The organism is Exiguobacterium sp. B2(2022), assembly GCF_028823655.1.
In the GTDB taxonomy this organism is placed as follows: Bacteria; Bacillota; Bacilli; order Exiguobacteriales; family Exiguobacteriaceae; genus Exiguobacterium; species Exiguobacterium aestuarii_A.
The window spans coordinates 41315-68099 of the sequence record NZ_JAPEHX010000003.1; the positions used below are offsets into that span (position 1 = coordinate 41315).

The following is a 26785-nucleotide window of genomic DNA, read 5'->3' on the forward strand; positions in this document are numbered from 1 at the left end:
AACCGACCTTTGTAGAAGGCCGGTTCGATTGTCGTTCAATTATGCGTTGTAGATTTTACCTGTGAGTGGGTCGATTGAAATCATCTGACCGTCACGAAGTGAAGTTGTGGCTGTATCCACACCTACGATGACTGGCTTACGGAGTGATGGTCCAACGATACCAGCGTGGCTTGTCAATCCGCCGTCTTCCGTGATAATTCCAGCCGCTTTTTCGATGGCAGGCATCATTTCTTTATCTGTGAATGGCGCGACGAGAATCATGCCGTCTTTCGCTTTCGCGTTTGCTTCTTCCGCATTTTTCGCGACAACGACTTCTCCAACGACACCGCGCTCACCGATTCCACGTCCGTCTGCGAGAGCATGACCGACGATGTGGACTTTCATCATGTTCGTCGTACCAGCTGTCGCTGCAGGAATACCAGCTGAGATGACAACGAGGTCACCGTCAGTGACGAATCCAGCGTGACGTGCTGCTTCCGATGCTTGAACCAACATTTCATCCGTGTTGTTCGGCATTGTCTCAGCAACGATTGGGTATACGCCCCAAACAAGGTTCAATTGACGAGCAACGCGCTCTGATTCAGTGACTGCGATGATGTTCGCTTCTGGACGGTATTTCGCCGTACGAGCCGCTGTGTATCCTGATTGTGTTGGCGTCAAGATCGCTTTCGCGTTCAAGTTGATTGCTGTGTGAGCAACCGCTTGTGAGATCGCATCCGTTACCGTATGCTCACTGCGCTTCTGACGATCTTTCAACAAGTTTTTGTAGTCGAGCATGCGCTCAGTGCGTTCTGCGATTGCAGCTTGCATTTGAACTGACTCGATTGGGTAGTCCCCTGCAGCTGTTTCACCAGAAAGCATGACTGCATCTGTTCCGTCCAAGATCGCGTTTGCTACGTCAGATGCTTCCGCACGTGTCGGACGTGGGTTACGTTGCATCGAATCAAGCATTTGCGTTGCAGTGATGACCGGCTTACCGAGGTCGTTACACTTCTTGATGAGTTCTTTTTGAACAGGTGTTACTTCTTCTGTCGGGATCTCGATACCGAGGTCACCACGAGCAACCATCAAGCCGTCAGAGATTGCCAAGATTTCTTCGATGTTATCCACACCTTCTTGGTTCTCGATTTTCGGGTAAATCTTGATGTGTGACGCGTTGTGTTTTTCAAGAAGTTGACGAATTTCTACCACGTCAGACGCACGACGTACGAACGATGCTGCGATGACGTCGATGTCTTGTGAGATACCGAACTCGATGTCCGAGATATCTTTGTCTGTGAGGGCAGGAAGGTTTACCTTGACGTTTGGCAAGTTAACACCTTTCTTCGTCTTGATGATTCCTTCGTTTTCGATTACACAACGGAGGTCGCGGTTCGGAAGTTTTTCAACGACACGGAGTCCGATGAGACCGTCGTCGAGCATGATGTGTGAACCGACTTCTACGTCTTCGTAAAGACCTTCATACGTTACAGAGAAACGATCTTTCGTTCCGACGATTTCTTCGCTTGAAACGATTGTGACTTCTTTCCCTTTTTCAAGAAGAGCTTTTCCATCTTCAAACGTATGTGTACGGATTTCTGGACCTTTCGTGTCAAGAAGGACTGTGACCACTTTCCCAGCTGCTTTCGCCGCTTCACGGATGTCACGGATACGTGCACCGTGCTCCTCATAGTCACCGTGTGAGAAGTTGAGACGGGCAACGTTCATTCCAGCTTCAATCATTTCAGGAAGACGCTTCTCAGAAGCCGGTCCAATCGTACATACAATTTTCGTTCTACGCATAATATAAAAACCTCCTAGGGGATATAGTGCAACTTACATACAGAAAACGGGGGGCCATAGACCTGATCCCGTCTCTGTAACTTCTAAAATCGTTTAGATCGACAATTGGTTGACGAGGTCAATCAATTGCATATCGATTGTGTGCTTGTTGTGGTCGAGCGCCTCATCGATATCAAGATCCATCATCTGGTTATTACGGATCCCGACGACGCGGCCCGCTTTCCCTTCAAGAAGAATCTCAACAGCGTATGCACCCATACGACTTGCAAGTACACGGTCTGCAGCAGTTGGGGAACCACCACGTTGAATGTGTCCGAGAATCGTAACACGTGTTTCTGAGTTTGTTTTCTCAGCAATCAATTTGCCGATTTCTTCAGCACTTCCGGCACCTTCAGCAACGATGACGATTGAGTGCTTCTTACCGCGGGCAATCCCGTGATTGATACGTTCCACGATTGCATTCAACTCTTCTGGACGTTCTGGGACAAGAATCGACTCCGCACCACCAGCGAGACCAGAATAAAGTGCGATATCACCAGCATCGCGACCCATTACTTCAATCACATACGTACGTTCATGAGATGAAGCTGTGTCACGAATTTTGTCGATTGCGTCAAGCGCTGTATTGAGCGCTGTATCGAAACCGATTGTCGCATCCGTTCCCGGAATATCGTTATCAATCGTACCAGGAAGGCCGATTGTTGGGAATCCGAGTTCCGTTAATTTCTGAGCTCCGCGATAAGAGCCGTCTCCACCGATGACCACGAGGGCATCGATATTGAACTTCTTCAACTGTTCTACTGCTTTTGCACGTCCTTCTTCAGTTCTGAATTCAGGACAGCGTGCAGAGCGAAGGAACGTACCTCCACGTTGAATGATGTCGCCGACTGATCCAAGGTTTAATTCGACTAAATCACCTTCGATTAATCCTTGGTAGCCGTTATACACACCGTACACTTCAAGACCTTCGAAAATCGCTTTTCGGGTCACGGCACGGACAGCAGCGTTCATTCCAGGAGCGTCTCCTCCGCTCGTTAATACCGCAATACGTTTTAAATTCACGTCACTCACCTCTTATGTGTTTTAACGAAATCTGAAAATAAAATACCATGTCTGACCTTTGTTTTACAACACAAGTATGTGAAAAAAATGCATAGGGTATGTTACAAAGCAGTCACTTGATGAATGAATAACTCTATATTCAAAGCCATTGTTACCGTTTTCACTCACTAATTGTGCCAATTTGATGATATTTGGTCGCACGTCCTTGAATAAGCTGAGAAGTCGACAGATCGAGCAACTCGTTCATGTGCTGTAATAATACAGGTTTCAAGAGTGATGACTGTAATGACACATCGACATGCGCGCCTCCATACACTTCCCCTACAACTTCATCCACAATCCCTAGGTTGAACAAATCTTGTGCTGTAATTTTCATCGTTTCTGCTGCACGCTCTGCTTGTTTGGCATCTTTCCACAAAAGTGCCGCTGCACCTTCTGGCGAGATGACCGAGTACGTACTATTCTCAAGCATCAACAATCGGTCGCAAACACCAATCCCAAGCGCACCACCAGAACCGCCTTCTCCGATAACGACGGAAACGATCGGTACTTTCAACGTCGCCATTTCAAACAAGTTTCGAGCAATCGCTTCACTTTGACCTCTCTCTTCAGCGGCTTTCCCTGGATAAGCCCCCTTCGTGTCAATGAATGTCAAAATCGGACGGTTGAACTTCTCGGCTTGCTTCATGAAACGTAGTGCTTTTCGGTATCCCTCAGGGTGTGGCATCCCAAAATTCCGCTTCATGTTTTCTTTCGTATTTCGACCACGCTGATGCCCGATGATGGTTACCGGAACACCTTCGAATGTCGCAAGTCCCGATACGATTGCCGCATCATCATACCCGTGACGATCGCCATGGAGTTCCATGAAATCAGGGAACATGTGATGGATGTAATCGAGTGTTGTCGGGCGTTTCGGGTTTCGCGCTAATTGTACGCGGTCCCACGGTTTCATATTCCCATAAATATCTTTTTCTAATCGGTCGAGCTTCAACTCCAGGTGACGAATCTCACGTGATAGGTCAATCCCTTTCGTTTCGGCTGTCTCACGCAATTTGTTTAACTGTTCGGTCACTTCTTTGATTGGGTCAAACATGTCGAACACCCCCATCGTGTAATCCGATCATTTTCTTCAAGAACGAACGCATCTGTTCACGATGGATGACCGCGTCCAATTGTCCAGACTCGAGTAAGAACTCTGCCGTCTGGAAGTTTTCTGGAAGTTTTTCCCGAATCGTCTGTTCTATGATTCGTCTTCCCGCAAATCCAATAAGCGCACCGGGCTCTGCGACGTTTAGGTCGCCAAGCATCGCAAAACTTGCTGAAACCCCACCTGTCGTCGGATGTGTCAAATAGGCGATGTAAAGAAGGCCCGCTTCATCATGTTCTTTTAAAGCAATGGACGTGTTCGCCATCTGCATCAAGCTGACCATCCCTTCTTGCATGCGTGCGCCACCTGACGCTGTGAATAAGACGACCGGAAGACGACGTGACGTCGCTTGGCGAACAGCAGAAGCAATCGCTTCTCCTACGTAAGCACCCATCGACCCCATTCGGAATCGGGCATCCATCACGCAAACAAACGACCGCTTCTTCAATCCCGGTCCGTTCACGGTCTTTATTCAACTTTTCTTCATAGTCAGGAAAATCAAGTGGATTCGCTTTGACGGAAGGTCCCGCAAACCGTTCGAATGAACCTTCATCGACGAGCATGTCGATTCGTTCCTGTGCATGAAGCGGAAAATGGTAGCCACAGTCACATACCTTATGATTTTCGTTTAACTGTTTCGTATAATGCATATATTTACAAGATGGGCACTTCGTCATCAATCCCTGTGGAGCGTCAATTTTTGGTTCTCGTTGACGCAACGGCATATATCGTTTCGGTTTCTTGAAAAAAGCAGTCATCGCTTCCCCCTCGTTCATTCCGGCATCCCCATTCCACGCCACGTCTCGACAAAACGTTTACGTTCTTCGAGCGTATATAACTCCCCAACATCTAGTCCCTCGAAAAATCGGTTCACTTCGCTCCAAATCCTGATGAACAACTCATTCTTCAACTGAAAAATGAGTTGCTGACGAAACGTTCGATCCTCTTCGATCACTGCCTCTAATTGAGTCAGTCGCTCATTCGTCGGCTCTACTTCCGAAAACGCCATTCGCTCTAACAGTTTGAGCATTTCGATGATATCGGTCGCTTTCGTCTGTTTCGTGACGATGAACTCCGACAAAATCTCGATGTAGCGATGTCGGTCCTGTTCACATAGGAAAGTACCCCCGCCGCGCCTTGTCTCGACGATCCCTAAAAAGCTCAATGCGCGTAACGCTTCTCGAACGGAGGCACGACTAATGGCTAGCGTCTCCGCAAGTTCACGTTCGGATGGAAGCCGGTCTCCTGGGACCAACGAAGATTGGACAATTAATTTTCGTATCTTTGAAATATTCTCGTGAAATGTGGATGCGTGTTTTTCATGCATCTGACCGTTCAACTCCCTTATTTGGATCACTTATCAATTCTTAAGTGGTCAGACCAATTAGTGCGATTATATCACTTTTTAGGACTTGGTACTAGTTTCTGGACCAACCATTTTATGATCGATTCGTTTTAACACAACATTTTCTTCTCCGAATCGTCTTTTCGCCTCTACGACGTACTCCTCGTTCGGGTTGATTGAAAAAGCGGATGCCAGTTGTTTCACTTCTTTCGAATCCGTGAACCGACAGACGACCGGAACGTCACCCTGTGCACGCTGAATCCAGTCTTCTAGTTCAGGGAATCGATCTAACGTTAGCCTTACGAACAAAGCTTGACCATGTAATGGACGCACACGTTCGACAATCAATTGTTTACGTCCATCCCGTTCATTCGAATGAACTTCAAGCAACAAAATGTTACCCACGTAGAGGGAGCGACTGAATTGAGCGAAGGTTCTAGGAAAGACGACGACTTCTTCTTGCGTCATCCCGTCATCTACCATTATGACACCCATTCGTTCTTGCTTTTTCGTCATAAACGTACGCACGTCATCCACATACACGACTAAATACCCGTTCGTCCCGTGCATAACGTCTTCAATCGTAGAAGGCTCGATGCCCACGTCAGGAATCGTCGTAAGCGGAGAGTGCACAACCCATGTTCCGAGTGCTTCCCGCTCTTCTTCAGACCAGTTTGGCTCTTTCGCTTTTTTCTGCTTAAGCCCGAGTGATGACAGTTCATCTGGTAAGAAGTGCGTACCGGCCTCTTCACGCAAACGTTCGACTGCTTCAAACGCACTCGTCCGGTCACCGTGATACATGCGGTCAAGCGCCCCAGCTCCTAGCAAACGTCTCAACTTCAGTTGATCTTTATTCTTCCATTCCATCGCTTCCTGAAGGGTTCGGACGTCTTTTAGCTGTCCATTCAGCTCGATGAGTCGTTCGACGTCTCGTTTCGTCAGTCCTTGAATCGCTTTAAGCCCAAGACGGACGCCAGGACCTTCGAGTGTCGCTTCTGCATGCCCGTGCAATACGTCGGGCGGATACACAGGGATTTTGTCTTTACGCAATAGTCTTACGAGTTGACTGGTCTTCTCCGACGTCACGACATGGAAGACACGTGGATAATGCGCTTTGACGTAAGCCAATCGATAACTGATCAAACTGTAGGCGACCGCATGAGAACGGTTAAACCCATACCCTGCAAACTTTTCAATCCAAGAGAAGATTTGCGACAAGACATCTCGGTTCTTTCCTTCAGATTGACGTAAAAACCGCTCTCGTTCTCGTTCAATCGTACCGGTATCTTTTTTGGCAATCGCTCGTCTGACCAAATCCGCCTCGGCATATGAATATCCACCCAGTTTTCGAAGAAGTCGCATGACCTGTTCTTGATAGACGAGCACGCCATATGTCGACTTCATGATTTCTTCGACGTCCGGGTGAATCGGTTGATACGGCATCCCATGTTTTCGTTTTGCATACGTTTCAATAAACTGCATCGGCCCTGGTCGATAGAGCGACATCGTCACGACGATATCTTCAAACTCCGTCGGTTTGACTTGACGCAGCGCCTGTTTCATACCCGAGGACTCAAACTGGAAGATCCCGTCCGTCTCTCCTCTTGCTAATAATCGGTACGTCCGGGCGTCATGTAAGGGAATGGTCTTCAAGGAGAACATCGCGTCACTCTCGCGGACTAATTCCTCCATTTGACGAAGGCGACTCAAGTTTCGGAGCCCGAGCAAATCAATTTTGAGTAGCCCGATTTCTTCCAAATCCTTCATATTATATTGGGTCACATGCTCATCAAGTTCGGGTTGGAGCGGTGTCACGTCTTCAATCGGTTGACGACTGAGTACAACCCCAGCGGCGTGTATGGATGATTGACGTGGCAATCCTTCTAGCTGTTTCGCAATCCGAATCAACTGTTGACGCTTCTGGCTACCTGCGAACCATTTCATCTGTTTTGGATTCGCCATCAACTCGTCCAACCCACCTGATTTCACTTGTTTACTTGCAGCCTGCCCTTCTTCTAACGTCATGCCGAGCGCCCTCGCGACGTCACGTATGGCCGCCTTTGCCCCAAAGGTTGCGAGTGTACCAATTTGCGCCGCATGAGCATCCCCATATTTCGATAGCACGTATGAAACGACTTCTTCCCGACGCTCATCTTCAAAATCTAAGTCAATATCCGGCATCGAGACGCGTTCCGGATTGAGGAACCGTTCAAATAGAAGACCATAGCGAACTGGGTCGACTTCTGTAATGTGCAGTGCAAAACTGATGAGCGAGCCGGCCGCCGACCCCCGACCTGGACCGACCTCGATCCCGGACTCACGGGCGAATCGGATGATATCTTCGACAATCAGGAAATACGAAGAAAACCCGGTCTTGGCAATGACGTCAAGCTCAAACTTCGCTCGTCCGATATACGGCTCTTTCATCAGTTCCATCGCTTTTAACCGTTCACCGACGAGCCGCTTCAACTTTTGATCAGCGTCCGGTAACTCTGGAATCGCGCCTTCCGCTTGTGGAAGATGCTCGAGTTGAATCAGTGCTTCAAATCGCTCAAGCTCGCCCAATTCTTCTGAAGTGAACCAGTCGTTCATCTCGCTTGGTAGCCGGACATGCAGACCTTTTTGACGTACATCCTCCTCTGACATCACTTCGCCTTCTCGAATGGCAGAGATTGCCCGGAAACCCTCCACATCTTCAGGTCGCATATATCTCGTTTCAGGGACCGGAATCAATTGGACGGCGAGTTCTTCTTTCATCATGCGAAGTTGCTTTAACAGTTGTACCTGTTCTGTCGTCTGCGGTGCCGGGAGACCGAGCCATAGTCTGTTCTCGTCTACAAAAGACAGCAGTTGATGATAAAGACGACGTCGATGGACCGGGTCGCTCGCTTTCCAGTTTTCCGGTAGGACAATGAGGGGCATCGTCGTATGTTCATCGATCCCGCCTTTCTTGATGATTCGGTATTGCTCTTGTAGTTCTGCTTCGTTCGATGCATAAGCAAGTACCGACACATCGAGCCCGTCTAGTCGAAGGACGGTTCTCAGTCCGATGAGCGGCTTCACCCCATAGCGTTTGCAGTAGGATAGAAACGACGGCACACCATAAAAGGCATCGTCTGCGATGGCGACCGCGCGACTCCCTCGCTCTGTCATCTGCATCACATATTGTTCTAGTCGAATCGTGCTTTGTAGTAAGCTATAAGCAGTTCTGACATTAAGATGAATCATCTTCGTCCTCCTCTCTATTTAATGATATTGTCAAACTCAATTCTCCACTTCTCTGATACAATAATTATAGACAAAACTCACGACAAAAGGGGGCAAAAGCGTATGATTATCAATCGGGGACAAATTGCGCGCGATAAGTTAGAAAAATTACAGAACGGTCAAACCGTCTTTGCGGACAGTCCTGAAATCATCGACCGACTTCGAAAGTATATTGCAGAATATCAACTCGATGTCGTCGAAGATTTGACCGACCGCGGCACGTGGTTTATCCCACAAGAAAACGGAGACAAATGAAGAGAGCTGACCGCGGTCAGCTCTCTTCATTTTCTTCAAACGTGAACTCTCCTGCCACTTCATTCAAAGCAGCAATAACGTCATCCATTTCATCCCACGTATCAATCGTGGCACCTGACGCCATCGGATGGCCACCACCACGGTAACGCTTCGCCACTTCATTGATGACAGGTCCTTTCGACCGAATCCGGACACGAATCTCTTCTTTGTTTTCGACAAACATGACCCAACATTTCAATCCTTCGAGGCCAGAGAAGCTATTGACGAGTTGCGATGCCGCTTCCGGGGACGCATGGAACGTCCGGAGCACATCTTTATCAATCTTCACATACCCGACGCCTTCTTCTGTGACATTGACGTGCTGTAACACGTACCCTTGTAACTGTAGCGTCGCTAAGTTGGTCTTATACATGTGTCGGTACAGTTTGTTCGTATCGATGCCTTTGTCAATCAATCTCGAAGCAATCTCAAACGTACGTGCCGTGGCATTCCGGAACTGGAAGCGCCCCGTGTCACCTACGATACCGGCATATAATAAGAAGGCCGCTTCTTGATCGATCGGATAATCCCAAATGTTCGCCAACTCCACAATCATCTCGGACGTCGAACTGACCGTGGTGTCCACGATTTGTGTCATCGCATACGGGTCTTCATCAGGGTGATGGTCGATTTTAATGATTGTTTTTCCTTTTAACGCATATGGTCCATCGATTCGTTCCTGATTCGCTGTATCTAGAATCAAAACGAGCGCATCCTTATACATTTCTTCCTCAACGTGTTCCATCTTTCCTAAAAATTCAAGGTCGGGCACCATACCGCCGACTACATAGATCTTTTTATCCGGATGAACCGACTTCAAAATACGTTGGAGCCCGAGCTGGCTCCCCAATGCATCTGGGTCTGGTCTGACATGTCGATGAATAAAAATGGTGTCAGCCGCCTCGATTTCTGTTTTGATTGAATCCGCTTTCGCCCATGCCCACATGATGATTCCTCACTTTCCTACACACTATTATGGTATGATGATAACAGATTACGAGAAAGAAAGGGGTTCCTTCACTTGCAACTTGTCATGATTGGACTCATTTTGTTCGCGCTCGGAGCGTACCTTGTCTTCAAGCGTCGTGCTTTTTTGACAAAGACGCCAAACCGTAAAGCCTTGTTCAATACACAAGCTTTAATCTGGTTAAGCTTATTCCTCGCGCTATTCGCCGCGAACCAAATGGTTGGTGGATTCGGTTTAAATTCATCGGTCGGTTGGATTGTCAGTATCGTCATGTTGGTCGTCGGCTTAGGCAATGCGGTCGTTGGATTTATCCGTTACCGGAAAATCTATCCGCTCGCCGCAGAAGAACCGACGAATACGCCTTCATAAAAAGAGAGCACCCGCTACTCGTGTAGCCGGTGCTCTTTTCGTTACCGATCAATCAACTGTGCCGTGACAAGCGCCTTGGCGACAAGTTGTGTACCTTGTGTCATTTCTACGTCGACCTTCCCGAACTTCCGCCCAAGATCGAAGACGTTTGCCGACACTCGAATCTGACTCTCAATCTGAATCGGTTTCATGAAGTAGACGGTGATGTTCTCGACCACCAAATCCCCTTTTTTCATATGACGCAGACTGCGCGTCGCCCCTTCGACTAACAAAGTCGTCAACACACCTGATGACGCGGTCCCCATATGGCTCGTCATTTGCGGAGCAACCTCGACAGTAAACGCCGTACCGTTCGACGCGGGATCTTCTTTCAATTGGTTCGTGATCATGTTGTCGAACGTTTCACCGACTTGTGGCTGACGATTCGCAAGCTGCAACGCCTTCAACACATCCTGACGACTGATGATTCCGAGCAAGCGACCATAGTTATCGACGACAGGGAGCATCTCAATCCCTTCCCATACCATCTGGTGCGCAGCGTTGGTCACGCTCGTCTGGACGCCGACCGTAATCGGGCTCTTTGTCATGACTTTCTCGATATCATAGTCGTGCGATTTGTCGATGACATCTTTCGCAGTGATCACCCCGACCACCTTCATCTGCTCATCGATGACCGGATAACGATTATGCTTCGTCCGCTCATTCAATTCGTGCCAACGTTTCACCGTGTCATCCGATTTCAAATAAAACGTGTCATGAAGCGGAATGACGATGTCTGAGACAAGAAGAATCTCTTTCTTGATAAGTCGATCATATATGGCCCGGTTAATCATCGTAGCGACGGTAAAGCTGTCGTAAGAAGTCGAGATGACAGGCATATCATACTTATCCGCCATTCGTTTTACTTCATCCGTCGTATCAAATCCCCCTGTGATCAACACGGCCCCGCCGGACTGCAAGACGAGTTCATGCGCCTTCTCCCGGTTTCCGATGATGACGAGTGAATCGACATCGATATAACGCATCATCGCTTCCAATTTCATGGCTCCGATGACAAATTTAGATAACGTCTTATGCAAACCATTTCGTCCACCTAACACTTGTCCATCGACAATATTGACGACTTCGGCAAATGTCAGCTTCTCAATATTCTCTTTTTGTTTACGCTTGATCCGAATCGTCCCTACACGTTCAATGGTAGAGACGAAGCCCAGGTTCTCAGCTTCTTTGATGGCCCGATAAGCCGTACCTTCTGATACAGCTAACTCTTTGGCAATTTGGCGGACCGAAATTTTTGACCCAACATCGAGTGACTCGATATGTGCTATGATCTGTTCATGTTTTGTGGTCATACGCGGAGTCCCTTCTCTCAATACATTTTCTACTCTTTCTAGTATACTGTATCAGTCAAACTTGTTCAAACTGTACTAATCAGATTGCAACATTTCCTTTCTGTTTTCGAAACAGCTATAATAGACGAGTAGTCAACGTAAGAGTGAGAAGGGAAGGGATTCATCTTGAATCAACGCACCAATCAAATTGCACAATCTTTAGCGACGAAAGGATTAGACGCGGCATTCGTCACGTCAAAGGCATCTGTATTTTACTTCTCGGGAGTATACGCAGAAGCACACGAGCGGCTGATTGCCATCCTCGTCCTAAAGAATGGGACAACTGCCATCATTTGTCCTGCCCTTGAAAAAGGAATTGTCGAAGCGAGTGACTGGTCAGGTGAAATCGTGACGTACATGGACCACGAGAATCCATGGGATAAAATCGTCAAGTTGTTCCTCGATAACCAAATCGTTCCTGAGCGTATCGGGATTGAAGGCGAGCATTTGACATTCAATCGTGTCGAGCAACTCCGCGCTGGTTTTGCCGGATTGTCGATTATCGATTTGACAGACGAACTCCAAACGTTGCGCATGATCAAATCACCGGATGAAGTACGTACAATGAAACGCGCCGCTGAACTTGCAGACATGGCAATCGAAGCAGGAATTCGTTCACTTCGTGAAGGCGTGACTGAGCTCGAAGTCATCGCGGACATTGAATATGCGATGAAACAACAAGGCGTTCGTGAAATGTCATTCGACACACTCGTATTGTTCGGTGAAAACAGCGCTGACCCTCACGGTGTACCAGGCAACAACCGTTTGAAGAAAGGCGATTTCGCCTTGTTCGACCTCGGTGTCGTCTGGCAAGGGTATTGCTCGGATATCACTCGAACGGTCGTCTTCGGTGAAGCGAGTACGAAACAACGTGAAATTTACGAAACGGTATTACAAGCAGAAGAAGCAGCGATCGAGATGGCGAACGTTGGCACGACGCTCGGAGCGATTGATATCGCAGCCCGTCAAGTCATCACGTCCGCTGGATACGGTGAGTACTTCACGCACCGTATCGGTCATGGAATCGGAATCGAAGTTCATGAACATCCATCGATGGCGGCGAACAATGACATGACAGCTCAAGTCGGGATGACGTTTACGGTCGAACCAGGTATTTATCTACCGGGCGTAGGTGGTGTCCGCATCGAAGATGACCTCGTCATGACAGAGAGCGGTCCGATTACGTTGACGAGCTATCCGAAAACACTTCAAGAGATTCAATAAGAAAAAGGTGGGGTCCAAGGACCTCACCTTTTTTCGCACTCTTCAATAGAACAATCGGAACATGACGTCGCGTTGCGGAACTTCATAACGTTCCATTTTTTCTAGAAATGTTCGTTTATCATAAGGGACAGCCCGCACATCAATCTGCATCCCGTTTTCCCCGTCTGACAAAATTGCGAACCGCGCAAGTTCATCTCGGGCGACACCGAGCGCACCTGGATTGACGTACCGCTTCTTCTCGTCTTGGAATAGGTGAACCGGGTGGTGATGCCCAAATAAGATGACATCCCCATCGTACTCTCCATACAACCGTTGCATGTTTTCAAGTGTCGGCTCTAGAATATCATGGAATGGTTCTTCGACGATGGTAGCTTGACGCTTTTCGCTCGGGATATGGTAATGGATGCCGAATGCCTTTTGACTAGCCAACTCACCCGTGATCGTTCGCGGAAGAGACTCAAGAACATCCACATATCTAGATTGAAGATGACGCGCGACCCACTCGTGATGCGGTCGCGTATGCGCATAACTTTCTGGATGGCCCTGTCCGGCTAACAGCGAGACGACTGCTTCATCGTGATTACCGGAAATCATGTGTGCCCCGCAGTCAATCAATTTCTCCATGACCGCGTTTGAGTCCGGCCCCATCGCAATCATGTCACCGAGTGACCAGATGATGTCGACCTGCTCTGTATCTAACGCATGAAGGACTGCCTCTAGCGCCTCTAGATTTCCGTGAACGTCAGTCACAACCCCAATCTTCATCGCTCTCCCCCTCACTTTCGATACTGATGCACCACGTTGACCCCGCCGGTCACATCGATGACGGCGCCCGTGATCATATCTGATTCCTCATGTAATAGGAAGGAAATGAGTCGTGCGATATCCTCTCCAGTTCCGTGTCGTCCGACTGGAGTCCCTTCATCGATTTCCGCCTCCTCGATACGCATCTCTTTTTGAGATCCGACGATGTTTCCTGGATTGACCATATTTGCCGTAATCCCAAAAGGCGCTTCCTCAAGAGCGACCGATTTCGTCAAACTGACGAGTGCCGTTTTCGCTGCCGCAAACGCTGAACGGTGAATCCATCCGGGAGCTGATGCACTTTCCGGAAACCCGTATGAGATGATGCGCCCGAAACGATTAAAGCGCATCGAAGGAATCGCGCGACGCATCAACCAAAACGAGGCAGACAGGTTACCTGTCACCACTTCATCCCACTCCTCATCCGTCAATTCGACGAGCGGTTTCCGTTCAAAAATGTATGGACCCGCATTTAGAATCAAGGCATTCGGTTCACCAAACCGCTCGACCGCTTCCTCATAGGCCGAGAGCAGCTGTTTGCGATCCGTCAATCCTGCCTCGATCATATGTATCCGCTCATGTTCCCAATCAATCGGATTCCGCTGTAGAATACTGACGTGCCATCCATCTTGCAAAAGACGCTCTGTCACGACACGGCCAATCCCTTTCGCACCAGAAGTAATCATTACATGTTTCATCGTCCAACCTCCTCCGCCTTATTTTACCCGTTCTTTCACGTGAATTCCAAACTTGGACATGTCGTGAACAATTCTATGAAAAAATTCACTCCTTTTCATGACGAAAAAGCGTGAAATTCGAAAGAAGTGGTATACTATATATGTAAGCCGAACGTATATTTCGAGCGAAAGGTTGGGATTTACATGGCAATTGTATACAAACACATTCTATCTGCCGTTGACGGCTCTAAAGAGGCGGAACGTGCATTTGAGACCGCAATCGATGTCGCCATTCGTAACGAAGGGAAACTGTATGTGGGTCACGTGATTGACACGCGTACATTCGCGACAGTTGAAGCCTACGATCGGACGATTACCGAACGCGCAGAAACGTATGCTAAAGAGTTACTCGAAGACTATGTGAACCGCGCGAAAGAACGTGGTGTGAAAGAAGTCGAGACCGTCATTGAATACGGTTCCCCAAAAGTGACAATCGCTAAAAAGATTGCTCCTAACCATGATATTGATCTTATTATTTGTGGCGCGACTGGGTTGAACGCTGTCGAACGCTTCTTTATCGGAAGTGTTTCAGAAAGCATCGTCCGCTATGCGAAGTGCGACGTGCTCATCGTCCGTCAATAATCGTTTATTCTCGAAAAAGGGGTCTTGCGCAATCGCAAGACCCCTTTTCTTTATTTACAACACCTTGACCGTAACCGTTTTACGACCGAATTGAATCGCCGCACTGTGCGAGTACATTAAGATATCGATTTTATTTCCTTTGATGGCGCCACCAGTATCTGCAGCCGTATACGTCCCTAACAGCTTGCTCCCTACGTATACTTGAACTTTCGTCCCAAGTGGAATGACACGCGGGTCGACCGCGATCACATTACGTTTTTGTGTACGAACGTTCCAACCGAGAGCCGTCTTCCCAGAACAGCCTTTGCAATAAGGTGTATACGCGGATGCTTTCATCGTGTACGTTTTACCGACAGATTGTTTCTTAGCTCCTGTTGTCGTGACATAACTTGTCGCAACCCATGCTTTTTTCTTTTTATAATAAACTTGTGTCCAGGCTCCTTTTGAACCTAAACGTTGCAATTTTTGACCTTTGTTTAACTTACCTAAGATTTTTGTACCCATTCGTGCATCTGAACGGATATTTAAATCGTTCACTTTACTGACGACATAAACTTTATTTGAAGAGGCAGCTTGCACTTGCGATTGTGGCAGGAAAAGCGTTGAAACTAAAATCGTAATTAGCATCATCCATCCTAACTTTTTAAGCATGCAATCGTTCCTCCCTTAGTTCAGATCGTGTCATCGATGAACTGTACATCGAATGTTTCGTCCAGATAACTATATGATGAAATATGTAGCAGTGCCGTTACACTTACGGTTCATTTAAATGTCACGAACGTTACAACTTGATGTCAAAACACCTGATTCTTTGCTTTTAATCGCATATTTGAAACGAAGTAGAGATATTTATATAAATAACCATCCAATATATGGTTATTTCATGACTCAAATGTTACAAAACGATATAAAACATGCATATAATGTTACAAAACGAAAATCATTTGTCCTATTCGTCCTCTAGCACGTTAGGAAAAAAGACTCAAAAAAAACCCACGTTACGCAAAGTAACGTGGGTTTAAGTGATCTTATGCGTGCTCTTCAACGAGGTTTGCAATGCGAACCGTATCGCGCGCGATGACCAATTCTTCATTCGTCGGGATGATGATGACCTTAACTGGTGAGTGTGGGTAGTTGATGAACAACTCTTTGCCTCGTGCACCGTTGTTAAGTGAAGGATCCCAGTAGACGCCCATGAATTCGAGACCACGGAGGATACGCTCACGGATGACATCCGAGTTTTCACCGACACCCGCCGTGAAGATGATGGCGTCGACACCATTCATTTCAGCGGCATATTGACCGATGTAACCGTGAATACGGTTTGAGAAGATTTTGAGAGATACTTCTGCACGGTGGTTTCCTTCTGCAGCCGCTTGCTCGATGTCACGTAAGTCACTTGAAATACCAGAGAGACCGTAAACACCAGACTCTTTGTTCATGACGTTCAAGACGTCCTCAGCAGACTTCCCTGTCTTTTGCATCAAGAATGGGATGAGCGCTGGGTCAAGCGAACCTGAGCGAGTTCCCATCGTAATTCCTTCAAGCGGTGTGAAGCCCATTGTCGTATCAATCGAACGACCACCTGCAACGGCTGCGATTGACGCACCGCTACCGAGGTGACATGAGATTAAACGCAAGTCTTCGAGCGGACGACCGAGAAGTTCTGATGCACGTTGTGTCACGTACTTGTGGCTAGTCCCGTGGAAACCATATTTACGAACACCGTGCTCTGTATAGTATTCATACGGAAGACTGTACAAGAAGTTCTCTTCTGGCATCGATTGATGGAATGCCGTGTCGAATACCGCAACTTGTGGAACGTTTGGCAAGATTGCTTGGAAAGCACGAATCCCAGTCAAGTTTGGTGGGATGTGAAGTGGTCCGAGCTCTGTGAAAGACTCGATGTTCTTCATGACTTCATCGTCGATCACAACCGAATCCGCATACAACTCTTTCCCGTGTAACACACGGTGACCTACGCCCGAAATCTCGTCAAACGATTGAATGATATCAAGTTCGATCAGTTTCTCTAACGTCAATTCAACCGCTTCTTTGTGCGTGTGAAGTGGTGTGACCACGTTGAACTTCTGTCCTTCACCGTACTTAATTGTAAAAATTGCATCTTCTTTCCCTACGCGCTCAACCAATCCGACTGCGAGCAACTCTTCCGTTGGCATCTCGAGTAACTGGAACTTGAGCGATGAACTACCAGCATTGACTGCCATAATTTTCGTCATGTCATACACCTCTTACCTTTCGTTTTAAACGCGTTTCTTTATCTGTTCAATTTAAAACCGATAACTGTATCATAATGAAGATACTTGATTTTGAATACCTTTTTCAAGTATTTTGTCTATTATTTTTGCGTTGTTTTGAACCAATCGTCAATCTGTTTCACTACATTGGCAACCGCTCGAACATCCGTGAACGACGGAAGCTCAACGAATAAGGCTTGTTTCGGACGTGTGACGCCTTCTCCCACTTTTTGCAGGAGCAACAAACTTTTCGCATAGCGTTCATCTTTGAACATCGTCGTCGGAAGTTGGATCACACCTTTGACAACCGCTTCACGGTCCATCCATTGTTTTAATTTCCCTTCATCATCCTGTTCAAACAAATTGTTCGGAATGACGAACAATCCGTGTCCACCTGGTTTCGTATGACGGATTGCCTGTTCCATCATCAAGAAATGAGAATAGGCATGCCCTTCATTACGTTTCATGTCGTATTCGGCCGCGACTTCATCATTTGGGTAGTAACCGATCGGTAAATCCGCAAGTGACAAATCACTCGGTTCGACAAACAACGGGGCGAGCGCGTCTTGATGGAAATATGAAACCGGCTCTCCTAATAAATTGCTAATCGAATAAGAGAGACGAAGCAACAATTCATCGACTTCGACCGCTTGTGCCGTCGCTTCTTTCAATTGCGAGAGGACCGCATGTGTCAACGTGCCTGTGCCGCTCCCAAGATTGAGAATCGTCGCACCATCTTTGAGGAGCTTCGTTGCCAAGTAGCCCATGAACAAACTGACCGCATCCGGAGTCGGTTGGTTGTTCGGTGGGAGTTGCGTCGTTTCTTCAAGCACAAGTAGACTGACAGCTTTCCGCACGTCATCCATCTTCTCATTTTCGATGTCGACATGGTCAAACACTTGCACGAGTGCCTCAATCGGTAATACATCAAGGTCGTTGACAAGTTTTTTCGCTTCTTTCTTCCAATCACGATACAGTTGTTCAAAACGTTCCATTTTCGTTCATCCTTTCCATACAAAACCGGCCCCCATAAGAGGACCGGTCGGTTCACGTACTAGTGTAAGCTATTTTAATCAATTTCGCCAAACGAATCAATTCGCTTGTTCGAATGCCTGAAGCGCTGCTTCAAAATCAACTTCGTCTGTCATTTCATCCATATATTGAACGTACTGGACGACGCCGTTTGAATCGACGACGAACACAGAACGAGCGAGGAGACGCATTTCTTCAATTAATACGCCATACGCTTTCGCAAATGATAGATCACGGTGATCAGAGAGCGTGACCACGTTGTCAAGACCTGAAGCCGAGCACCAACGACGTTGTGCAAATGGGAGGTCGTTCGACACAGTCAAGACCGTTCCGCCAAGTGATGATGCTTTCTCATTGAATTCACGCGTTTGTGCGTCACATACGCCTGTATCAATTGAAGGAATGACACTGATCAATTTTTTCCCCGGATAGCTTGCTAATGTCACCTCTTCTAAAGCTGTCGTCAACACTCGGAAGTCAGGAGCTTGGTCTCCCACTTTCACTGGATTTCCTTGTAATGTCACGTTGTTCCCTTTAAATGTTGGCATGAACTCATCCCCTTTGTTGTAGTTACCTTCTCATCATATCGATGAAATTGAGCCTTTGACAAACTTCCTGCTTTTGGCTCTGTTTCAGTTTTCCCTATATTGGTTGAAGGAAACACGTTATAATAAGGTTGACACCATTGACAAAGGGGATGACTCAGATGAGAAATAACGTCTATTTGTACCATCGTAACGTCAACGAATTCACTAAAGAAGTGAAGAAGCTAAAAGAAATCGGGGAAAAACACGGGTTTAACATCGTCAATCAACCAGAAGATGCGAATATTATCGCTGCGGTTGGTGGAGACGGTGCCTTTTTACAGGCTGTCCGCTATACAGGCTTTCGTCAGGATGCCATCTATGTCGGATTCGGACGCGGATTGAACGAGTTTTATTGTGACTTTGACATACATAAACTCGATGAAGTCGACCGCCTCTTCTCGGACAACTCGACGCGAATCGAAGAAGGTCTCGAAGTACGCAAATATCCACTTCTCTCCGCATCAATCAACGAATCGACACCGCTTCTTTGTTTAAATGAAGCTTCTATTAAATCGAGTATCATCAAATCACTCGCGATCGAGGTATATATCGACGACTTGCACTTTGAGACATTCCGTGGGGACGGAATGGTCGTGTCGACCCCGACCGGTTCGACCGCTTATAACAAATCGTTGAGCGGCGCGGTCGTCGACCCACTCATCCCATGTATGCAAGTCAGCGAGATCGCTTCGGTCAACAACAACCGTTACCGCACACTCGGCTCTTCGTTTATCGTACACGAATCGCGCAAGCTATCGCTTCGCATCGTTGAAGACGGAAACGACTACCCGATCATCGGTATGGATAATGAAGCACTCAGTTTAAAGTACACAGACCGGATCGACATCGAACTTTCTGACAAAGTCATCAAGACCGTCAAACTTCGCACGAACTCGTTCTGGCATAAAGTACAACGTTCATTCTTCTAATCAAGAAGAGGAGCCGGTTGATCCTAACTCGGATCAATTGGCTCCTCTTTTATTTACGATGTGACGACTTCCGCCTCATATACCGGTTTTCCTTCGACGACCGTCATGGCTAAACGATTGTGAAGAATGTCCTCCCCTTGTAATTGGAAGAAGTCCTCGTCCCACACGGTGAAGTTTGCGTTGTAACTTTGAATCAATAACCCGTTTCTTCCGTGTGTACCGGTGGCGACATGAGGTGAATACGTAAAGCTGCGAAGCGCCTCGTACATCGATAGACGCTCACTCGGATTTAACGTGCTCGAACCCTTAAACGACTGTCTCGCTACCGCTCCGAACAACCCTTTCCGAACATCGACGGATGAAATCGGGGCATCACTTCCCCCTAACAATAATGCTCCCGTATCAAGAATTGACTTGAAGCGATACACATCATGAACACGTTCATTCCCTAACCGTTCAACCAACATATCTAAGTCGTCAGAAAGAAAGACCGGTTGCGCATCGATTAGAACAGGCAGGGATTTGATACGCTTGATCAAGGAATCGTTCAATAAGGAAGCGTGGATAATGCGGTCCCGCGTTCCTTTTTTAGCTGGATATTTCTCAAGCAGACTGACAAACTGTTCGACGGCCGCATCCCCAATCACGTGAGCCGCGACGTTCATTCCGTACGTACGCGCCTTTTTCACGAGTGCTTCCAGATGATCCGGTCGGTGCACTTCAATCCCTCGCTGAGCCCGGTCATCGGCATACGGTGCTGAGAGCAGCGCTGTCCGTCCACCGAACGAGCCGTCTACGAACAGTTTCATCGCCCCAAAGTCAAACCGTTTTCGTTTTGTCATCGCATCATGTTGAATGACACGGTCCACCACTTGTTCATGAACGAGAAGATGCGCTTGGAATGGCAATTCATCTAGCACGTCCTCATACGCTTGAATCGTCTCTAACGGGTCACCATGATAAAACAAGTCCTCGGTGTGGGCACCGACAATCCCGTGTGCGAACAACGAATCGATGGCACGTCGGAGTGAGGCAGCATTTTTCTTTCGATTCCCACTCAATTCTTTATATAAGAGGTCGAGCGCGGCATCATATAAGACACCGTTCAACTTCCCTTCCTCATCCCGCCCGAGCTTCCCGCCTTCGATGACCGTGTGATGAATCAAGCCGAGGCGCTCGAGTCCTTTCGAGTTCACGACCGCCACATGACGGCAGACACGCTTCAAGACGACGGGACGATCCGAAATGACTTCATCAATCATGTCTCGCGTCGGCATTTCACCCAGTAATCGATCATCAAATCCTTCTGCGACCACCCATTCATCATCTGACCCTTGTTGTTTCATCGTCTCAAGTAATTCTCGAAGGTTGGTCGCCTCGCTTGCATCGACACGGTCTAGCGCTTCCCCGTAACCGACAAGGTGAATGTGCGAGTCTGTGAAAGCAGGATAGACACTCTTTCCTTCTAAGTTCACAATCTCTTCAATCCGACCGGCGTATGTACGACGGAGATGGCCTTCTTCGCCCATTTTTAAGATTCGTCCATGCTCCACAAACATGGCCCGCATCATTTCACCCGGTTTATTCAACGTATAGATGTTCCCATTAACCCATAACGTACCCATCTGACGATTCCTCCTTGATTGAAAAAAGATTGACGTCTACGTTTTTCCCGTTTCCGTCAATCTTCATGCATCGTTTATTTTTTTAGCAGTTCTTGCTGTTCTAACCCTTGATCGACGCGTCGACGAATCTCATGCGCCCCATCTTCTTCGAAGCGGCCGAGCACACGCTCACCGATTTCAACGGCAGTACCATATTCCCCGTGTAGAAACTTGTTCTCCGCAAGCGTCAAAGCGATGTGCACTTCGTTGTCACGACGACGGAATCGGTTGGCGTATTGTAACAACTGTTCAGCATACGTCACTTGACGAATCAGCGCATGGACACGGTCGCGGAAGTGATCCATCATTTCTTCTACATCATGACTGAGCCCGACGATATAAGTCATATTGAATGGCGCTTTATCGAACTGTTCATCTAGAGACTGGACGCCTTTTTGAAGTTGACGTAAGTCGTTGGATAAATCGTTCGGGACGACAGGCATCGCGCTTTTCGCAAGAAGACGGCGGTGCGCAGACAATTCTTTCTTCCACGTTTCGAGCTTATGTCGTACTTCGAGTTCTTCTTTTCGTAACGAATTCGTGTCCTCGACGAATCGCTCATGCATGGCATTGAATTGATCGAGCGAACGTTTCGCTTCTTGGACTTTCGATTTAATCATGCTATACGGCAACATTTGAGCGACAAGGGCTTGCTCGATATCGAGTACGTTCGCCGTAAGCGTCGTCCGTTCGCGTTCTAACTGTTCAAACTCTTCGCCGACGCGAGCGTTAATCTCATAGTTACTGACGAGTCGAGACATTTCTGTTTGCAGGTTGCCCATGATTTCGGAAGACTGACGTTCACGCTCCTGAATCGTCGCAAATTCTTTCTTCACATATTGGCGTGCATCGACTTCCGTCCGGAACGCTTCAAACAGCTGGTCGATATCGGAACTCAACTGTTGCATATCCTCTTCGAAATGATCGAATTCCAATCGTTCGATGCGAGCCATCAGTTCCTCACGACGTTCTTCCGCTTGATCGATTTCTTCCATTAATCCGAGTGGTTCGAGCGCATACCCGTCCATCTGCATTTCTTTATGTCCAGCCCGTAACTGTTGAAGTTGTTGTTTCAACTCCACTTGGACCGTACGTACGAATTGCGGAATGATCCGAATCAATTCACGGATATGACCGACTTGGTCCGATAAGGCTTGTCCAGTCTCGAACGCCTCAGAGACTTGACCGACTTGTTTCAAATTGATCATTTCACTGCGCTTCGCCTCAGCGGCAGCAATCTCTTGCTCGACAAGCGTATATGTCGGTCCGAACGCATGATTTTGCGAATTCAATGTTTTGCGGAACTGATACAATTCTTTCTCGTCTTGCTTCACGATGTCCATAAGCGAAGTGTGGTGTGCCGTGAACTCATCCATCTCATCGAGCATGGCGTGTACCATCGTCTCGAGTTCTTCGATAAGTTGTTCTGTCGCATTCAAGTCCGCCTTTGCTTTCATGAAGCGATATTTGTCCAAGTCTTCCTCGGCTCGATATAACGCTTCATCGATTTGACCTGCATGCACACTGACCAACTCATCCCAAGACTGATGCCAACGATCGAACTTTTCTTTCGTTTCCCCTTCCATTGGCCATTGCTTGAACTTCTGAAGTTCAACCGGAATGCTCGCGCTGAGCACACTCTGTTTTCTCATATCTAAGTCATCGATTTTTTGGTAAAAATTCCTTCGAATGAGCATACTCCCCAACATGCCGCCTAATACGACGACGATGATTCCAATGATTAACCCATAAATTCCGTAATCCATCTTTGTCACAACCTCCAAGCCGCTTTCGTGGACTTATGTACCTTATATAAAAAAGAAGTATTTTATAAGAATAGATATACCTAATCATATTATAGAACCAATGATTTGCATAGGTTTTCCAATGGTTTCAGTGGAGATTGTTCATTTTTTCTGAACTTTCACGCAAGACAAATCCGAATTTTGCGTGTACCATAATGCTAAATTCTAAAAAGAAGAAAGATGGAGGGGATTCAATATGTTCCAAACAACATCCTATTCAGGTGATTTAGCTGCCGGTTACGATCTATTAAATAAACAACTCGCTGCTCTATTAGAAGGCGAAACAAATGCGGTCGCCAACCTTGCCAACGCAAGTGCTTTACTGAACCAATTTTTAAATCGAATCAACTGGGTCGGCTTTTATGTGACAGACTCTGAGGATAGCCTCATTCTCGGTCCTTTCCAAGGTCTTCCAGCTTGTGTGCATATCGCGTTCGGAAAAGGCGTTTGTGGAACAGCGGCGTCTACACAGGAAACGCAGCTCGTCGCTGACGTTCATCAATTCCCAGGACATATCGCATGCGACGCGGCTTCAAACTCTGAAATCGTTGTACCACTCGTTCGAGATGGAAAGACAATCGGTGTACTCGATATCGACAGTCCAGAATTCGATCGTTTCTCCGAAGTCGATCGTGTTGGACTCGAACGTTTTTGTGAGACGCTACTTCGCTTTATTTGATTGACAAGCATTTACTTTCATCGTATACTCATCTTTGTGCATGAAATGACGATAGCAGTCATAGACAAACGTATCCACCTTTCGGGCCTCGACTTAGTCGGAGGGGCATCTCGTAGCTTCGCTATCAAGTGAAGGTGCTTGCACCTTGAAAGGGGCGTTACTCGTCTTTGACACCGTTGTTCTTTTGTGCAAAATACATGAACAACAAGGAGGAGTCCAATCATGGCTCGTTACACAGGTCCAGCTTGGAAACTCTCGCGTCGCTTAGGCATCTCGCTTAGCGAAACGGGTAAAGAATTAGTAAAACGTCCTTACGCACCAGGTCAACACGGAAATGGTCGTAAGAAAATCTCAGAATACGGTCTTCAGCTTCAAGCGAAGCAAGCACTTCGTCACATGTACGGAGTGAACGAGAAGCAATTCCGCCGCATCTTCAACGATGCTGGTAAAATGCCAGGCATCCACGGTGAGAACTTCATGTTCTTGCTCGAATCACGCCTTGACAACCTCGTTTACCGTTTCGGCCTCGCTCGCACACGTCGTGGAGCACGCCAACTCGTCAACCACGGTCACATCACAGTTGACGGATCACGCGTAGACATCGCGTCTTACCGCGTAAAACCAGGTCAAGTTATCGCAGTTCGCGAAAAGTCGAAAAACGTGAAAGCAATCGCTGAAGCTCTTGAAGTAGCACCAGCTACAAAAGACTTCGTATCGTTTGACGCTGAGAAACTCGAAGGTACATTCGTACGTCTCCCAGAACGCGCTGAACTTAACGACCAAATCAAAGAGCAACTCATCGTCGAGTACTACTCACGTTAATGCTTTTAATCCCCTTCTTTGCGAAGGGGATTTTTTATTTCTTCAGAATTTCTTGTCGAATGCGTCCCATCTGCGTATCAAGAGCATCGGCCATCCGTGACGCTTCAATGAGTTCTTCTTTCGACGACTCCGGTACCTCGTGCTGATATTTATATTGAAGCTTATGTTCCGTCGCCGCCCAAAAATCCATGGCAAGCGTACGAATTTGAATTTCAGCCGGTACCCAGATGATCCGCTCGGCCAAGTAGACTTTTGTCTTCACGATCAGATGTAAACTCCGATACCCGCTCGGCTTCGGATGTTCGATGTAATCTTTGATTTCGATGATGTCCAAATCATCCCGTGCCTCTAAATGACGCAAGATCTCATAAATGTCATCACGGAAGCTCGTGACAATCCGAATCCCCGCCACATCATGGACGTGTTCCCAAAGTGCAGACACCTCTAGAGGTAAGTCTTTCCGCTTCATTTTACGCACGATGGACGGTAACGTCTTCATTCTCGTCTTTACGTGTTCAATCGGTGAATAACCGAGTCGCGTCTGCCAATCCAAGTCAATGATCCCGAGATCGCTCTCGAGTTCCGTGATCGCCATTTCATAATATCGAAAGTGTTCACGCCATTGATGGAATTGGTCGCCGAAAAATTCTTCAATCTCCATCGTCATCCCTCCTATCTCCTCATTTTATCAAATCCGAATAACATAGAATGTACAAAAAACGTCCATTCCCCAACAAATGAGGAACGGACGTGATGATTATACGTGACGAATCACAAAGTATTTTTTCTTACCGCGACGAATGATTGTGAATTCACCGAGCGTGTCTTCGCGCGTGACGACTTTATCAAGCGCTTGTTCGCGTTCGCCGTTCAAGTAAATCGCTCCGTTCGTCACATCTTCACGTGCCTGACGTTTCGATGGTGAGATCTTCGCCTCGACGAGGAGGTCGACGATGTTGCGCTCGCCGTCAAGCTCGAATTGCGGCATTCCTTTGAAAGCATCTTCCATGTCTTCTGGTTGAAGCGACGTCAAATCTCCGCTAAAGAATGCTGTCGTGATGCGTTCCGCTTGTTCAAGTCCTGCTTCACCATGGACGAGCTTCGTCATCTCTTCTGCGAGACGGCGCTGCGCCACACGCTTCTCAGGTGCTTCTGCCACTTCAGTTGCAAGTGCTTCAATCTCTTCATGCGACATGAATGTGAAGTATTTGATGAACTTGATGACATCTGCATCGTCGACGTTGATCCAGAACTGGTAGAACTCGTATGGCGACGTCTTGTCAGCGTCTAACCAGACCGCACCGCCGGCTGTCTTCCCGAACTTCTGTCCGTCCGACTTTGTGACGAGCGGAACCGTAAGGCCGAACGCTTTTTCTGAATGGCCGAAGCGACGAATCAATTCAAGGCCTGCCGTGATGTTCCCCCATTGGTCACTTCCACCGACTTGAAGACGACATTTCTCTGTCTCGTATAGTTTCAAGAAGTCGTAAGATTGGAGCAACATGTATGAGAATTCTGTGTACGAGATCCCGTTCTCCATGCGTGAATCGACGGAATCTTTTGCAAGCATGTAACTGATTGGGAAGTGCTTCCCGATGTCGCGAAGGAAATCGATGATTGACATCTCTTCCGTCCATTCGTAGTTGTTGCGAATCGTGATCGGGTTCTCCCCTTCAAGTGGAAGGAATCGGCTCAACTGATCTTTGATGCGGTCCGAGAAGAGTTTGACCGTATCTAACGTGTTCAATGAACGTTCATCCGAACGACCTGACGGGTCTCCAATCATACCTGTCGCCCCACCGACGAGCGCGATGACCTGGTGACCTGCTTGTTGGAAACGTTTCAGCGTCAAAATCGGAAGCAAGTGCCCGATATGAAGCGAGTCAGCTGTCGGGTCAAATCCCGTGTACAACGTCGTTGGTTGTTTCAGTTGTTCTTTCAATCCTTCTTCATCTGTCATTTGGTTGACAAGCCCTCGAAACTCTAAGTCTTTTAATAGTTCCATCTGTTCCACTCCTTCAATTGACATAAAAAA

At 47.4% G+C, this 26785-nt stretch carries 24 protein-coding genes and 1 pseudogene; 7 read left to right on the forward strand and 18 right to left on the reverse strand.

All coding sequences use genetic code 11. The features are described from left to right. Positions 1 to 39: 39 nt before the first annotated feature. From pyk to dnaE, 6 genes and pseudogenes are all read right to left on the reverse strand, one after another. The gene (gene pyk, locus ON063_RS01185; RefSeq protein WP_214693235.1) at positions 40 to 1782 is read right to left on the reverse strand and encodes a pyruvate kinase; all 1743 of its coding nucleotides are present in this window, start codon (positions 1780 to 1782) and stop codon (positions 40 to 42) included. Between the two features lie 93 nt (positions 1783 to 1875). Next, on the reverse strand, positions 1876 to 2844 hold the full coding sequence (gene pfkA / locus ON063_RS01190; RefSeq protein ID WP_214693237.1) for a 6-phosphofructokinase: 969 nt from the start codon (positions 2842 to 2844) through the stop codon (positions 1876 to 1878). Positions 2845 to 3004: 160 nt separating this feature from the next. Next, complete coding sequence (locus tag ON063_RS01195; RefSeq protein ID WP_214693239.1) at positions 3005 to 3955, reverse strand: acetyl-CoA carboxylase carboxyltransferase subunit alpha; 951 nt, start codon at positions 3953 to 3955, stop codon at positions 3005 to 3007. Then, a pseudogene (gene accD, locus ON063_RS01200) lies at positions 3933 to 4752 on the reverse strand (acetyl-CoA carboxylase, carboxyltransferase subunit beta). The gene ON063_RS01195 and the pseudogene accD overlap by 23 nt, the downstream one beginning before the upstream one ends. Positions 4753 to 4766: 14 nt before the next feature. Further along, complete coding sequence (locus ON063_RS01205) at positions 4767 to 5321, reverse strand: FadR/GntR family transcriptional regulator (protein WP_274663958.1); 555 nt, start codon at positions 5319 to 5321, stop codon at positions 4767 to 4769. Positions 5322 to 5399: 78 nt separating this feature from the next. After that, the gene (gene dnaE / locus ON063_RS01210; RefSeq protein ID WP_274663959.1) at positions 5400 to 8567 is read right to left on the reverse strand and encodes a DNA polymerase III subunit alpha; all 3168 of its coding nucleotides are present in this window, start codon (positions 8565 to 8567) and stop codon (positions 5400 to 5402) included. A gap of 102 nt (positions 8568 to 8669) precedes the next feature. Here dnaE and ON063_RS01215 point away from each other — a divergent pair, with 102 nt between their 5' ends. After that, complete coding sequence (locus ON063_RS01215) at positions 8670 to 8861, forward strand: hypothetical protein (RefSeq protein WP_274663960.1); 192 nt, start codon at positions 8670 to 8672, stop codon at positions 8859 to 8861. 16 nt (positions 8862 to 8877) lie between these two features. Here the strand turns inward: ON063_RS01215 and ON063_RS01220 are convergent, their stop codons facing one another. Then, positions 8878 to 9846: a DHH family phosphoesterase gene (locus tag ON063_RS01220; RefSeq protein WP_214782187.1), complete on the reverse strand. Its 969-nt coding sequence runs from the start codon at positions 9844 to 9846 to the stop codon at positions 8878 to 8880. A gap of 75 nt (positions 9847 to 9921) precedes the next feature. Between ON063_RS01220 and ON063_RS01225 the strand changes: the two genes are divergently transcribed. Next, positions 9922 to 10236 (forward strand): YtpI family protein, encoded by a 315-nt coding sequence (locus ON063_RS01225; RefSeq protein ID WP_074033432.1) that lies wholly within the window; start codon positions 9922 to 9924, stop codon positions 10234 to 10236. Between the two features lie 41 nt (positions 10237 to 10277). On the opposite strand, the gene ON063_RS01230 is transcribed toward ON063_RS01225, so the two are convergent. Next, positions 10278 to 11588, reverse strand: coding sequence for a DRTGG domain-containing protein (locus ON063_RS01230; protein WP_074033433.1), 1311 nt, complete (start codon positions 11586 to 11588; stop codon positions 10278 to 10280). Positions 11589 to 11753: 165 nt separating this feature from the next. On the opposite strand from ON063_RS01230, the gene ON063_RS01235 reads away from it, so the two are divergent. After that, the gene (locus ON063_RS01235; RefSeq protein ID WP_214746449.1) at positions 11754 to 12851 is read left to right on the forward strand and encodes a M24 family metallopeptidase; all 1098 of its coding nucleotides are present in this window, start codon (positions 11754 to 11756) and stop codon (positions 12849 to 12851) included. 42 nt (positions 12852 to 12893) lie between these two features. On the opposite strand, the gene ON063_RS01240 is transcribed toward ON063_RS01235, so the two are convergent. Then, positions 12894 to 13616: a metallophosphoesterase family protein gene (locus tag ON063_RS01240; RefSeq protein ID WP_274663961.1), complete on the reverse strand. Its 723-nt coding sequence runs from the start codon at positions 13614 to 13616 to the stop codon at positions 12894 to 12896. Positions 13617 to 13627: 11 nt separating this feature from the next. Next, positions 13628 to 14353: an SDR family oxidoreductase gene (locus ON063_RS01245; RefSeq protein ID WP_274663962.1), complete on the reverse strand. Its 726-nt coding sequence runs from the start codon at positions 14351 to 14353 to the stop codon at positions 13628 to 13630. Between the two features lie 183 nt (positions 14354 to 14536). Between ON063_RS01245 and ON063_RS01250 the strand changes: the two genes are divergently transcribed. Next, the gene (locus ON063_RS01250) at positions 14537 to 14974 is read left to right on the forward strand and encodes a universal stress protein (RefSeq protein ID WP_012726732.1); all 438 of its coding nucleotides are present in this window, start codon (positions 14537 to 14539) and stop codon (positions 14972 to 14974) included. 54 nt (positions 14975 to 15028) lie between these two features. On the opposite strand, the gene ON063_RS01255 is transcribed toward ON063_RS01250, so the two are convergent. From ON063_RS01255 to tpx, 4 genes are all read right to left on the reverse strand, one after another. Beyond that, positions 15029 to 15625 (reverse strand): 3D domain-containing protein, encoded by a 597-nt coding sequence (locus ON063_RS01255; RefSeq protein WP_214795643.1) that lies wholly within the window; start codon positions 15623 to 15625, stop codon positions 15029 to 15031. 377 nt (positions 15626 to 16002) lie between these two features. Then, a complete protein-coding gene (locus tag ON063_RS01260) occupies positions 16003 to 17214 on the reverse strand; it encodes an acetate kinase (protein ID WP_271304541.1) in 1212 nt (403 codons plus the stop codon). 119 nt (positions 17215 to 17333) lie between these two features. Next, positions 17334 to 18227, reverse strand: a complete 894-nt coding sequence (locus ON063_RS01265; protein WP_274663963.1) for a class I SAM-dependent methyltransferase — start codon at positions 18225 to 18227, stop codon at positions 17334 to 17336. A gap of 96 nt (positions 18228 to 18323) precedes the next feature. Next, positions 18324 to 18812: a thiol peroxidase gene (gene tpx / locus ON063_RS01270; protein ID WP_214746441.1), complete on the reverse strand. Its 489-nt coding sequence runs from the start codon at positions 18810 to 18812 to the stop codon at positions 18324 to 18326. A gap of 149 nt (positions 18813 to 18961) precedes the next feature. Between tpx and ON063_RS01275 the strand changes: the two genes are divergently transcribed. Then, positions 18962 to 19780 (forward strand): NAD kinase, encoded by an 819-nt coding sequence (locus tag ON063_RS01275; protein WP_214694006.1) that lies wholly within the window; start codon positions 18962 to 18964, stop codon positions 19778 to 19780. 53 nt (positions 19781 to 19833) lie between these two features. On the opposite strand, the gene ON063_RS01280 is transcribed toward ON063_RS01275, so the two are convergent. Next, a complete protein-coding gene (locus ON063_RS01280; protein ID WP_274663964.1) occupies positions 19834 to 21405 on the reverse strand; it encodes an amidohydrolase in 1572 nt (523 codons plus the stop codon). Between the two features lie 74 nt (positions 21406 to 21479). Beyond that, positions 21480 to 23210 (reverse strand): septation ring formation regulator EzrA, encoded by a 1731-nt coding sequence (gene ezrA, locus ON063_RS01285; protein WP_274663965.1) that lies wholly within the window; start codon positions 23208 to 23210, stop codon positions 21480 to 21482. A gap of 235 nt (positions 23211 to 23445) precedes the next feature. Between ezrA and ON063_RS01290 the strand changes: the two genes are divergently transcribed. Together ON063_RS01290 and rpsD are read left to right on the forward strand one after the other, a co-directional pair. After that, positions 23446 to 23928 carry a GAF domain-containing protein gene (locus ON063_RS01290; protein ID WP_274663966.1) on the forward strand — a complete coding sequence of 161 codons (483 nt, stop codon included), beginning with the start codon at positions 23446 to 23448 and terminating at the stop codon, positions 23926 to 23928. 222 nt (positions 23929 to 24150) lie between these two features. After that, positions 24151 to 24750: a 30S ribosomal protein S4 gene (rpsD, locus tag ON063_RS01295; protein WP_074033444.1), complete on the forward strand. Its 600-nt coding sequence runs from the start codon at positions 24151 to 24153 to the stop codon at positions 24748 to 24750. A gap of 34 nt (positions 24751 to 24784) precedes the next feature. Here rpsD and ON063_RS01300 read toward each other — a convergent pair whose 3' ends face one another. Both ON063_RS01300 and tyrS read right to left on the reverse strand, forming a co-directional pair. Next, positions 24785 to 25411, reverse strand: coding sequence for a GTP pyrophosphokinase (locus tag ON063_RS01300; RefSeq protein WP_214693273.1), 627 nt, complete (start codon positions 25409 to 25411; stop codon positions 24785 to 24787). A gap of 96 nt (positions 25412 to 25507) precedes the next feature. Continuing rightward, the gene (gene tyrS / locus ON063_RS01305) at positions 25508 to 26755 is read right to left on the reverse strand and encodes a tyrosine--tRNA ligase (protein ID WP_224861557.1); all 1248 of its coding nucleotides are present in this window, start codon (positions 26753 to 26755) and stop codon (positions 25508 to 25510) included. Positions 26756 to 26785: the final 30 nt, after the last annotated feature.

Coding starts and splice junctions, on each gene's coding strand:
- pyk (WP_214693235.1), bottom strand. CDS start 1,782: ATGCGTAGAACGAAAATTGTATGTACGATTGGACCGGCTTCTGAGAAG.
- ON063_RS01195 (WP_214693239.1), bottom strand. CDS start 3,955: ATGGGGGTGTTCGACATGTTTGACCCAATCAAAGAAGTGACCGAACAG.
- ON063_RS01205 (WP_274663958.1), bottom strand. CDS start 5,321: ATGCATGAAAAACACGCATCCACATTTCACGAGAATATTTCAAAGATA.
- dnaE (WP_274663959.1), bottom strand. CDS start 8,567: ATGATTCATCTTAATGTCAGAACTGCTTATAGCTTACTACAAAGCACG.
- ON063_RS01215 (WP_274663960.1), top strand. CDS start 8,670: ATGATTATCAATCGGGGACAAATTGCGCGCGATAAGTTAGAAAAATTA.
- ON063_RS01220 (WP_214782187.1), bottom strand. CDS start 9,846: ATGTGGGCATGGGCGAAAGCGGATTCAATCAAAACAGAAATCGAGGCG.
- ON063_RS01230 (WP_074033433.1), bottom strand. CDS start 11,588: ATGACCACAAAACATGAACAGATCATAGCACATATCGAGTCACTCGAT.
- ON063_RS01240 (WP_274663961.1), bottom strand. CDS start 13,616: ATGAAGATTGGGGTTGTGACTGACGTTCACGGAAATCTAGAGGCGCTA.
- ON063_RS01245 (WP_274663962.1), bottom strand. CDS start 14,353: ATGAAACATGTAATGATTACTTCTGGTGCGAAAGGGATTGGCCGTGTC.
- ON063_RS01250 (WP_012726732.1), top strand. CDS start 14,537: ATGGCAATTGTATACAAACACATTCTATCTGCCGTTGACGGCTCTAAA.
- ON063_RS01255 (WP_214795643.1), bottom strand. CDS start 15,625: ATGCTTAAAAAGTTAGGATGGATGATGCTAATTACGATTTTAGTTTCA.
- ON063_RS01260 (WP_271304541.1), bottom strand. CDS start 17,214: ATGACGAAAATTATGGCAGTCAATGCTGGTAGTTCATCGCTCAAGTTC.
- ON063_RS01265 (WP_274663963.1), bottom strand. CDS start 18,227: ATGGAACGTTTTGAACAACTGTATCGTGATTGGAAGAAAGAAGCGAAA.
- tpx (WP_214746441.1), bottom strand. CDS start 18,812: ATGCCAACATTTAAAGGGAACAACGTGACATTACAAGGAAATCCAGTG.
- ON063_RS01275 (WP_214694006.1), top strand. CDS start 18,962: ATGACTCAGATGAGAAATAACGTCTATTTGTACCATCGTAACGTCAAC.
- ON063_RS01280 (WP_274663964.1), bottom strand. CDS start 21,405: ATGGGTACGTTATGGGTTAATGGGAACATCTATACGTTGAATAAACCG.
- ezrA (WP_274663965.1), bottom strand. CDS start 23,210: ATGGATTACGGAATTTATGGGTTAATCATTGGAATCATCGTCGTCGTA.
- ON063_RS01290 (WP_274663966.1), top strand. CDS start 23,446: ATGTTCCAAACAACATCCTATTCAGGTGATTTAGCTGCCGGTTACGAT.
- rpsD (WP_074033444.1), top strand. CDS start 24,151: ATGGCTCGTTACACAGGTCCAGCTTGGAAACTCTCGCGTCGCTTAGGC.
- ON063_RS01300 (WP_214693273.1), bottom strand. CDS start 25,411: ATGGAGATTGAAGAATTTTTCGGCGACCAATTCCATCAATGGCGTGAA.
- tyrS (WP_224861557.1), bottom strand. CDS start 26,755: ATGGAACTATTAAAAGACTTAGAGTTTCGAGGGCTTGTCAACCAAATG.